The organism is Luteococcus sp. H91 (assembly GCF_038433135.1).
In the GTDB taxonomy this organism is placed as follows: Bacteria; Actinomycetota; Actinomycetes; order Propionibacteriales; family Propionibacteriaceae; genus Luteococcus.
In genome coordinates this window covers 1-9875 of the sequence record NZ_JBCDMV010000045.1, presented here as the reverse complement: position 1 = coordinate 9875, position 9875 = coordinate 1, and the positions used below count along the sequence as shown (strand labels likewise).

At 61.8% G+C, this 9875-nt stretch carries 9 protein-coding genes and 3 pseudogenes; 7 read left to right on the top strand and 5 right to left on the bottom strand.

The annotated features are described in order from the left end of the window. Both AAEX57_RS16055 and AAEX57_RS16050 read right to left on the bottom strand, forming a co-directional pair. A pseudogene (locus AAEX57_RS16055) lies at positions 1–126 on the bottom strand (IS3-like element IS987 family transposase); the annotation flags it as partial. A gap of 24 nt (positions 127–150) precedes the next feature. Further along, on the bottom strand, positions 151–774 hold the full coding sequence (locus AAEX57_RS16050; RefSeq protein WP_342097814.1) for a hypothetical protein: 624 nt from the start codon (positions 772–774) through the stop codon (positions 151–153). Between the two features lie 258 nt (positions 775–1032). On the opposite strand from AAEX57_RS16050, the gene AAEX57_RS16045 reads away from it, so the two are divergent. Together AAEX57_RS16045 and AAEX57_RS16040 are read left to right on the top strand one after the other, a co-directional pair. Continuing rightward, positions 1033–1368, top strand: coding sequence for a hypothetical protein (locus tag AAEX57_RS16045; protein ID WP_342093297.1), 336 nt, complete (start codon positions 1033–1035; stop codon positions 1366–1368). Positions 1369–1377: 9 nt separating this feature from the next. Next, entirely contained in the window at positions 1378–1878 is a 501-nt protein-coding gene (locus tag AAEX57_RS16040; protein ID WP_342093296.1) for a hypothetical protein, read from the top strand. Positions 1879–2306: 428 nt separating this feature from the next. Here AAEX57_RS16040 and AAEX57_RS16035 read toward each other — a convergent pair. Further along, positions 2307–3119 (bottom strand): annotated as a pseudogene (locus AAEX57_RS16035) (IS481 family transposase); the annotation flags it as partial. 479 nt (positions 3120–3598) lie between these two features. Here AAEX57_RS16035 and AAEX57_RS16030 point away from each other — a divergent pair. After that, a complete protein-coding gene (locus AAEX57_RS16030) occupies positions 3599–4132 on the top strand; it encodes a hypothetical protein (protein WP_342093295.1) in 534 nt (177 codons plus the stop codon). A gap of 812 nt (positions 4133–4944) precedes the next feature. Here the strand turns inward: AAEX57_RS16030 and AAEX57_RS16020 are convergent. Then, entirely contained in the window at positions 4945–6186 is a 1242-nt protein-coding gene (locus tag AAEX57_RS16020) for an MFS transporter (RefSeq protein WP_342093294.1), read from the bottom strand. Between the two features lie 544 nt (positions 6187–6730). On the opposite strand from AAEX57_RS16020, the gene AAEX57_RS16015 reads away from it, so the two are divergent. The 4 genes and pseudogenes from AAEX57_RS16015 to AAEX57_RS16000 form a co-directional block, all read left to right on the top strand. Continuing rightward, the gene (locus AAEX57_RS16015) at positions 6731–7681 is read left to right on the top strand and encodes a hypothetical protein (RefSeq protein ID WP_342093293.1); all 951 of its coding nucleotides are present in this window, start codon (positions 6731–6733) and stop codon (positions 7679–7681) included. A 144-nt stretch (positions 7682–7825) separates the two neighbouring features. Then, positions 7826–8803, top strand: coding sequence for a GNAT family N-acetyltransferase (locus AAEX57_RS16010; protein ID WP_342093292.1), 978 nt, complete (start codon positions 7826–7828; stop codon positions 8801–8803). 122 nt (positions 8804–8925) lie between these two features. Next, positions 8926–9300, top strand: a complete 375-nt coding sequence (locus AAEX57_RS16005; RefSeq protein WP_342093291.1) for a hypothetical protein — start codon at positions 8926–8928, stop codon at positions 9298–9300. 56 nt (positions 9301–9356) lie between these two features. After that, positions 9357–9668 (top strand): annotated as a pseudogene (locus AAEX57_RS16000) (transposase); the annotation flags it as partial. On the opposite strand, the gene AAEX57_RS15995 reads toward AAEX57_RS16000, so the two are convergent. After that, positions 9665–9875 (bottom strand): hypothetical protein (locus AAEX57_RS15995; RefSeq protein ID WP_342093290.1); only part of this gene is annotated, 211 nt, incomplete at its 5' end. The pseudogene AAEX57_RS16000 and the gene AAEX57_RS15995 overlap by 4 nt on opposite strands.

Below are 9875 nucleotides of genomic sequence, written 5' to 3'. Positions count from 1 at the left end.
CTCGCGCAGGACCTGGCAGATCGGCTCGACACCCCACCGCAACCCATCCGCCTCACGCCTGCCGGCGTGCTCGCGGATGAAGTCGACGATCACTGCCCTGGCCGGTCGAGCTCGGCCGCGAAGAAAGCCGATTTATGTGGGTGATCGGTGTCAAGCGGTGGCGTGATCGAGGTCTTCGAGGAGGCTGGTGTAGATCTCGGCGCGGCGGGTTTGGCCTTTGGCGCAGGCGTCGTCTCGTTGGGCGATGAGGGTGGGCCGGTGGTGGTGGGTGGTGAAGAACATGGGGCAGGTTTCGCAGATCGTTTCGTAGCGGCAGTCGAGCTCGACGGGTCGGCGGCAGTAGCCGTTGCCCAGCAGGCGTTTGTCGACTTCGGCGTGCAGGGCGGTCATGGCGGCTCCCGCGGCCTCGGCGGGCAGGACGGGGATGGCGGGCTCGGTGGCTTGGTAGAGGGCTTCGATCTTGTTGGTGACCTGGAAGTACTGGTCGGCGACGGTGCGGTCACCGATGCGGGCGTAGACCATCGTCATCGACAAGTCGGCGTGGCCGAGCTTGATCCTGGGCATCCTCGCACTGTCATGGGCGGTAGATGCGCTGCCGGCCGCTGTCCTCCTGCGATCTCTGATCGCCGGCTTCCTGGTGCGGAGCTTCTTCTGGCTGATGTGGCGACTTCTGGGCAGCATGGGGTTCGGCGACGTGCGCCTGGCGCTGCTCTGCGGCTTCGGAACCGTCTTGATCTCCTGGCCGACCGTATGCCTGGGCGCATTGCTTGGCACACTCCTGGCCCTCATCCCCGCCCTGACCACCCACCGATCCAGCAAACCTTCCCGTACGGTCCCGGGCTGCTGCTGGGAGCCTTGCTGGCGGCCCTGTTTACGACCTAGGTCCCTTGATCCCAGGGCGAGGCAAACATGGTGACTTTCTGGGCTCCGTACCTTTGTCGTGCTGCCGGAAGTTCTTCCGGTAGAGGTCCGGAGACGATGGGGTCACGGGTGGCCCTGTCTCCTTGAGCACAACGTAAGGAGCGCAGAGGAATGACGAAGAAGGCGAAGTTGTCCCGAATCGCGGTAGCTGCCGTCCTGCTGTCGGGGATCACGGCGACCGCCGGCACAGGACAGGCCCGGGCGGATGACTCTCAGAAGTACTACGTGGTGCACACGAACTTCACCAACAAGCAGACGTGCGAGAGCTACTGGCTGAAGTTCATCGACAAGGATGAGAACTGGCGTCGCTACGAGCGGCACACGTGCACGAAGAACAAGTCCGAAAAGTACACGCTCACGGCCTACTACCGCACCTCCGGCGGTGGCGGCGGCGGGGGAGGGGCGGGTAGCTGGATCGTTGCTCCCAAGGATCCCGTCACGGCATAGTCCTTTGACATGAACAACCCCTACTCCTCGGTTCCTGTGGGCAGCGACATCGTCGTGCTCGGCAGCTTGGTGGAGGACGAACAGGGGTGCTGGTTGTCCTACCCCGTCGACTCGAGCGGCGGGGTAGGACGCTCCTACGGCGCTGTCCTGACCTCCATTGCGGACCCAGAACTTGCCCGCCAGCTGGCGGCTGCAGGGCTCGTGGCCGCTACAGGGCGATGGGACGGGCATCTCATGCGGCTCACCGGGTTTGAGCCCGTCGCCCAGGACTGGACCGAGCACTACCGCAACTTTCCCGGGGGACTTACCCCCGAAGAGGCCGCCGACCTGGTCAACGGCACCCCTGCGGAGCTTGAGGAGACCATCAACGCCGTCGAGCACTTCCACCCCGACGGCTGGACCCGCAAGATCAGGATCTCCATCACGTTGGCAACACCCGAGTGGGACGCATGGCAGGCCACGGTGGAGCCCTGGGTGGAAGTCATTCCCCTCATGTACGTGCTGACCTGACCTTCGGACCCGCATGCCCGTCGGAGAGTCCAGCTATCCACAAGCTCCACCCAGACATCACCAAATTCCTGCCACGGTGTCCTGGTGATTGACCAAACCGAGAACCGTTGTGCGCTGCCCCCTGACGGCCGGCTGCCAGCCCCAAGTGCAGGAGGACGGGCAGATCAAGCTGGCTACCCCTACAGAAATCGCACAAGCCCGCGCCCACGTCGGAGATCTGGTGGTCAAAGGACGTTCTAGCGGGGACGGGTACTCAAGAGCACTATTCCTACCGCACAACAGGTGGCCCTCAGTCGGGCGTGGATGCACGGTCAGGGACCGGATCCGTGGTTCGCGACTTGACGCAGATCAAAGCCGATAGGAAACGCCCATGTCATCCGGTGAGCGGCCTCCTGGCAGATCCCTACAGCGGCGATTCATTGCCGCTAGCAGCGGGCGTAGGCCCAGACATCGGCCAGGGTCCGATGGAAGCGTTCGATCTTCCCGTTGGTCTGCGGCCGATACGGACGGGTGCGCTTGTGCCTGATCCCGAGCTCGGCGCAGGTGTCGCGCCACAGGTGTGACTTGTAGGCGCCGCCATTGTCGGACAGGACCCGCTCGACGGTGACCCCGCGGGCGTTGAACCACTCAACAGCCGGCACCAGCACGGCGGTAACGGTGATCGCGGTTTCATCGTCGTGGATCTCTGCGTAGGCGACGCGGGAGTGGTCGTCGATGACGGTGTGGACGAAGGCCTTGCCCATCAACGGGTCCCGGTACTTGTTCCTGGGCTTGTCGGGTGTGGCGGCGCGGTTCTTCTCGCCCTGGCTTCTTCACATCGACGTGCAGCATCGCGCCGGGGTGGTCGTGTTCGTAGCGGCGGACGGGCTCCCCGGTGGCACGATCCACGTGGGAGAGCCGATTCAGGTGCGCGTCCGTCAGGATCCGATGGGCCGTCGACGGCGCGATCCCCAGCCGACAGGCTAATTGCACGGGACCTTCCCGCAGTCGGAGCCGCAGCTGGATGCAGCGCTTGGCCGGCTTCGCATCGGTCTTGTTCGGAGAGCGGTGCGGTCGCGAGGAACGGTCCTGCATGACTGGCCGGCGCGGTAGCGGTCGGCCCAGCGGTTCACGGTCGGCCAGGAGACCTGGAAGCGGGCAGTAACCTCGCTGACCGGCCAGCCGTCGTCGACAACCAGGCGCGCCATGATCAGTCGGTGACGGGGCGTCAGCGCGGCGTCTTCGACGAACAAGCAGAACATCACAGGGCTGAGCCTCAAACGACTCGTTCGGGGTCTGTGGGGGGTCTCGGCGCTGTGCGGGTGTTGGGGTGTCTGGGGTCGGATGGGTTGGGGGAGTTGGGCAGGGTCTGCCCCCACGCCCGTTGCCAGCCTCTGGCCCGTACTGCAGCCTGCAGGCAGCGCGGAGCGCTCCCAGCCACCCGCGAACCCCTCCCTGCCGTCATCGACGGTGCGCTCCAGCTGCTCGTGATCCCCATCAAGAACAGCGACGGCCACAAGGCAGCAGTCGCTGCCTGGCGCTGCCTTCACCACCAGGCCCACAGCACCTGGGCCTGACCAACCCCAGACCAGTCGGGGCACCTGTACCGCTCGGGGGAGCGCAGGTGCCCCGGCAACCTCCACCACACCGCCCGGAACCCCTCCGGTCACCAATCGCCCCCTCCGCGGCGTTGGAAGGCAGAGCGGCGCCTAGGCCGACCAAGCACACGAAAGGCATGCTCATGATTACCCAGCGAATCGACTGGTTCGGGCGGCTCCTGACACGTGGCAATGCTCACCTCTACGGTGAGCGTTGGACCGCCGAGCAGGAGGCGAACCTCCTTGATGGCCTCGACGACGAAGAGTTCGAGGACGACAATGACGAGGCGCGGCACAACTTGCTGGTCGCGATGACCCAGCAGCTCCCCACGCCCGCTCACCTAGAGTACGTCGACGGCGCCAACGTGGGGATCTACCGCACGAAGGAGACCGGAGCCGTCCGCATGCACCAGACCAACGAGATGGACGACACCGGCCACGCCGGCGACGTCGTGCTGTCCGTCTGGCGGGAGGACCACTGGGCCGAACTCCTCACCCACCACCACTACCCCGACATCGACCGGGAGAGTCAGCACACGCACAAGCTGGACGGATACGACCTGTGCATGGTCCGCCTCGAGGCCTGGCGCAGCTGCTGCGCCATCCTGGGCGTCCAACCTGACAAGAGCAACAACTGGGGCGTGCGGGAGGCCTACCGTACCGACGAACTCACCTAACCATCGAGCCACAACGCTCCCGGCCCGCACTCCGCGGCTGGGAGCGCTTCGTCGTCGTGGGCCTCGAGGGCTGGCGCGGTGTGCCTGCCGTTGTCGCAGATCCAGGTGGCGTCCTGGAGGGTCATGGTGCCGCCGCAGTACGGGGCGAGGCAGGGGCTGATGCGGGGCGTGTTGGTGGGCATCGTGGGGGGTCTCCAGGGCTGTTGGAATGGGGTTGGTCGGGACCGGCAGCCTCCACAAGTGGATGGATGTCGTAGGTGCGCGGTGACTGGTCACTGTCGTTCCCCACCGCGAAGTCGTCCACGCTCTGGTAGTGCTTGTAGACGCTCGCGAATCGGAGGTAGGCCACTGGGTCGAGCTTGCTGAGGGGGCGAGGATCACCACGCCCACGTCGTCGGTCGGCACCTCGGTCTGGGGCGGACGGCCCTTGTAGGGCTTCCGGGCCCGGACGCGACCTGGCCCTGTTGAGGGGTTCGGCCGCGCCGGCCTTTCCCAGGTGATGTCTCCGGGGCGCCAGCCGGCACCGACTGCCATGACGGCGACTCGCCCCCCCGGAAGCTGCGGCCCGTTGACGGCACCTGGCCCCGCATCCGAAAGTTCCGCGGACAGGCCGTCCACGACGTGCGCCTGATCGCCTCCCAGACCCAGGGACGATCCCCGCCGCCCAACACCCCGGACGGCTACTCATTCAACCCGGCCGTGCCCCTGCGCGACTACACATGATGTCACCTCTCAGGCCGAGGCGCGGCAGACCACGTACTGGTACACGGGCCACCACCGCAGCTTGAAGGCATGATGGAAAGTCGTGGAACTCATGAGTCGTTGGTGAGTGCATGCCTCAGTCGATGAGAGTGCGCGATGATCCCCATGACAAGGAGAACGCCGCAGCTCTGAATGAGGAAGACGATCTTCAACCCTGCGTGGTGCGCGAGGTATCCAAGTGCAGGACTCAAAACGCCTACTGGGAGCATTTGGCTCAGCTGAAGTATTGAGCTGAAACGAGAGAGCATGTGCTCAGGTGTGAGCTGGACGAAGACCGGTGAGGCATGACCGGTGAACAGCATGAGCCCGAGACCGATGATTATCACACAACCCACGGCGGGGATGAGCCGATGTGTAAAGGCGAGCGCGACTGTGCCCGCTGCGCAGACGAAAGGCCCACCGAGCAACGGGATGATGGGGCGTGTGGCTGTTCCCTTGGCAGCGATGGTCAGACTCGTGGCGAGGGTCGATGCTGACCATGCTGCCTCCAGGACACCGAAGTCAGACGCTGACCATCCATTGGATCGGACATAAAGAGGGAGGCACAGGCCCACCAGGGGCATCACCGTGCCGGCCATGAGGGAGACCCCCACCGTAAGAGTGACGATTTCACGCTGCCTGCTCCACTGTGTGAGGCCCTCCCGGAGATGGGTAATCATGGGAGGCCTACGGGTTGGTGGAGGCGGGAGATACCTCGGCTGCAGTAGAAGAAGTCCCGACAAGAGCAGAATGAAGGTGGCTAGGTCGAACAACACGGCCCCTTTCAGGGCGTATTGAGCGATCAGGAGCCCAGCGGCAGCTGGCGCGATGATCGAGACGCTTTGCGACACAGCGGAACTGCATGCGATCGCCCGACGGGTCTGTTCCGGTGGGACGAATGTTCGCGCGTAGATGATGCTGGATGGTGCTCGTATGCCACTGAGGACTCCAGACACTACTGCGTTGGCGATCAGCAGCACTGTGACAGGCGCGTTGAGGTGCAGCGCGAAGGTCAGGAGCGTGTACTGCACTATTGATACGCAGGTCGCGATGAGCAAGATGACACGCTGGCCGTAGCGGTCGCCCAAGCTTCCTCCGACCAACAGGAGGAGGACACTGGGTAGAAGAGTTGCGGATGTCACCCACCCGGCAAAGATGGGCCCGATGGCCGTTGACGTCCAGCTCAAACCCATTCGCAGGACGATGTCACCAAGTTGGGACAATGCCACGAATCCCAACCAGGCCCACAGCGCAGGCGGCAGGTCTCGCAGTCGGATGTCGGCGTCACCTGGCTCAGTCTCGCGATGCTGCATCGGTTGACTCCCTCTGGAATCGACATGACAACGCGTACTGTGTGCGATTGATCACAGATTGTCCAATCATCCTTGACGTGGCGCCTTTCGCCCTGCGTACAGTTGACTGCAACCGCAGTATATGAGAGTTTTCCAATCTTGGAAGGAATACCACCGCTCCGCGGCCCGGAAGTTCATTCGATCACTCGGAGTGAATGGGAGGGAAAGCATGGCGACAACTCGAGTGGGACCGGTGCTCATGGGGGAACCCACTTGCGACGGCTCAATCGCGCTAAACCTCTGCCATGGAGGATGTGCCGTAGTCGATGAAGAGCTGCGCCGTCGAATCCTGCGGCAAGATCTTGCACTCGGAACTAGCGAGGCTTCCTACTTCTCCTTGAGTGCTGTCGATGATTTTACTTGCGATAGTGGATGGGGGCAGCTGAGCGTAGAGACGACGACGGCGTGCAATTTGAGCTGTCCTTACTGCTATCAACGTGATTGGGGATCACGGACGCGACTTGGAACTAAGAATCTGGACGCCATTCTTGACTACGTTACAACCTTGTACAGAGAACGCAAGGTCGAAGGATGGCAAGTTGAGTTCATCGGTGGTGAGCCTCTTATCGCGACTGACGACATTATTACGATATGTTGCGGGATGAATCAGGCAGGCGTCCCATACAGCATGAGCATGGCCACCAACGGAATGTTTTCCATCCAGCCTGTTCTCGATGTTGTTGAGCACGCTCAAATCAGCGTCTGCATGTCCTTGCCAAAAGACCACGCTGTGATGCGTCCATCTCGTCGAGGTGATTCCCTGGAAATTTCCCTTGCCCACCTGCGGGAGCTTACTCCGGGTGAGGGGCATACTGTTTCAGTCCGCTACAACGCACACTCTGGAAATACTCAAGAGTTCCCAAGTTTCTTGGAGTGGTTCAATTCTCAAGAGATAGCGAGCGTCAAATATATTCAGGTGCAGCGGATCGACGAATCCTTTGTGGGAGATCCTGGTTGTGACGTTCTTTCTGAAGCGGAGTTCTTAGAGTGGAAGTATGGAGACGCGCTCGACGCCCTCTTGGAATTTGGTTGGCCACTGCCGGATCGTCTTGTTGGCTCGAGGGGTCTGTGTCGTGCCCACGCTCCATACTCCGTCAAAGTGTTGGCGGATGGGAAGGTGGTCCCATGTGCCTTCTTTGCTACACCTGAAAGTGATCGAAGCGAGTTCCCGGGAGTGGAGGACATTGCGCGTGATCCCGAGCTAGTTCAGGGCATGGCTTGCAAGGACCTCGATCCGAGGGCGTCGCGTGATTGCCAGGAATGCAACCAGAGATGGTTTTGCATCGGGAAGGTGGCTTGCATGGGTGGTAGATGTCCCGGCCCTAGCATTAATCAGTCCCAGATATTTCTTGGAAAGGCGCTGATTGAGCGCCACGGAGAACTTCTCCCGCTCTACATCTCTGGGCAGGGAGTAGGATCGGAAAAGAATTCTGGGAGAGGAGGTGAATCATCATGATGGAGATCATCGCTACTCCGAAGCAGATGTCGCGCCGGCAGGGTTGCCTCCCGAGCTTGGGTGAGGAGCCCCAGTAAGGGCCGTCAAAAATGTCGTACCCGTAGCTATGTTCGGCTGCGGGTACGACTTTTAATATTTCCATGCATGAAGAAGATCGCGATACAGGCTCCCATGAGAATAATAAAAGTTGACACACGCGACAGTGCCTCGCTGCGAAAGGATGCGGAAATCTGGACGCGAGCGCAGACAGCCCTAGGGCAGCCTCCTGAGAGAGGCACATCTGTGGCATATCTGGAACAAGTGTGTCGGAGCCACACCAATCCGTTGGGATTGTATTGGGGTGTTGAAGGTCAATCGAATTGCGTTATTGCATCGGCGCGCACGCTGACGTCCATTGGTGAGGATTCTAGAGAGATAGCCATCAATATTGCTGTGCTACCTGATTTCATGCGCCAGGGGTACGGTCGATGCCTCTTTGAGAGCGTGCTTGGAGAGCTTACGATGTCGGAACGTCGGAGCGCAGTGCGTGCAACAGTTCCCCAAGGCTCGGTTGCTGCGCAGTTTTGCGAGGCCTTGGGGTTCAAAGCAATCTCGACAGAGATCGTCCTTGCTAGGGGTTTGGAGGTTGAGGCAGTTCGCAAGGATCCAAATATCGAAATCATCGAAGGGATGCCAGATTCGAGATCGTTAATTGAGATCCAAAGACTAATGGATGCCATGGAAAATGATCGCCAAATCAAGCGAGGCTGGCAGATCGGCGCGGATGTGGTTTGCGGAGCGCGTTCAGTACATGAGGCTAGTTTGAGGTATCTCAGCGGTGGCGGTAAGCTCTTTACTGGTCTGATGTTTGATGGTGGGAAGTGCGTGGGATTTGGGCAGTTGTCTCTAAGTCCGGTTGGCAGGGTCGGCGTTCTTCAGGATGTCTACGTTGTCCCTGAAGAGAGAGGGCGGGGGGTAGCTAAATCAATAGTTCAGAGCTTGATGCAAAGGCTTTCTCTTGAGCAGCGAGTCGAGAGACTGCAGGCAACGGTCCTAGATAGTAACCTCGAGAGCAGAAGGCTCTTTTCGGGACTCGGATATGCGCCGCTGCGCGAGCGCACCAGGTATATATTGATCCTTTGAGCCTCTGCGGCGCTCGAGTCTGAATTGAGGGCGAGATCCTGTTCGTGGTCCTCTGAGGCAAGATCACTTCCAGCGCCCGCCACCGCTTGGGCTACGCGGGCGAACTGTCGCCCCAGGCCTGGATGGTGTTCTATGGGACCACGCCCGAGGACTTCCCCTCCGACTACCGGGTCGTGGGCAGCTTCCTGCACGCCGCCTGGGTCCTGATGGCGATGCCCACCCTGACCGAGCGCACACGCACCACCAGCACTGCCGGCTCTGCCCTCACCCGTCAGGGGCCGTCTCCCGTGCGGGAAGTCACCCTGCTCGATCTGCGGCCGCTGCGCTACGTGCCCACCGACCCTGGAGATGCCGACGCCGGGGGCCGGGTCTACCGGCACCGGTGGGTGGTGCGTGGCCACTGGGCTCACCAACCCGCGGTCTCGGCAACAGTCAACGCAAGCTGGTCTACCGAGAGCCCTATATCAAGGGGCCTCCTGGCGGTCTGGCGACGCTGACTAATTGAATCGCCCCGGGATGTCCGGAGACTCCGAATTTTGGGAAGGTTGGAGTCATGCCAGGCAACACGAGCAAGCGGTACCCGGCTGAGGTGAAGGCGCGGGCGGTGCGGATGTATCACGAGACCCGCCCGGGCTATGACGGGGATTGGCCGGCGATGGTCAAGGTCGCTGAGCTGGTCGGGGTCTCGACCCCGGAAACCCTGCGACGCTGGGTCCGCCAGGACGAGGTCGACCACGGTCAGCGCCCGGGCGTCACCAGCGAGGAGTCGGCCGAGATCAAACGCCTGAAGCGGGAGAACGCCGAACTCAAGAGGGCGAATGCGATCTTGAAGGCGGCTTCGGCTTATGTGGGTGATCGGTGTCAAGCGGTGGCGTGATCGAGGTCTTCGAGGAGGCTGGTGTAGATCTCGGCGCGGCGGGTTTGGCCTTTGGCGCAGGCGTCGTTTCGTTGGGCGATGAGGGTGGGCCGGTGGTGGTTGGTGGTGAAGAACATGGGGCAGGTTTCGCAGATCGTTTCGTAGCGGCAGTCGAGCTCGACGGGTCGGCGGCAGTAGCCGTTGCCCAGCAGGCGT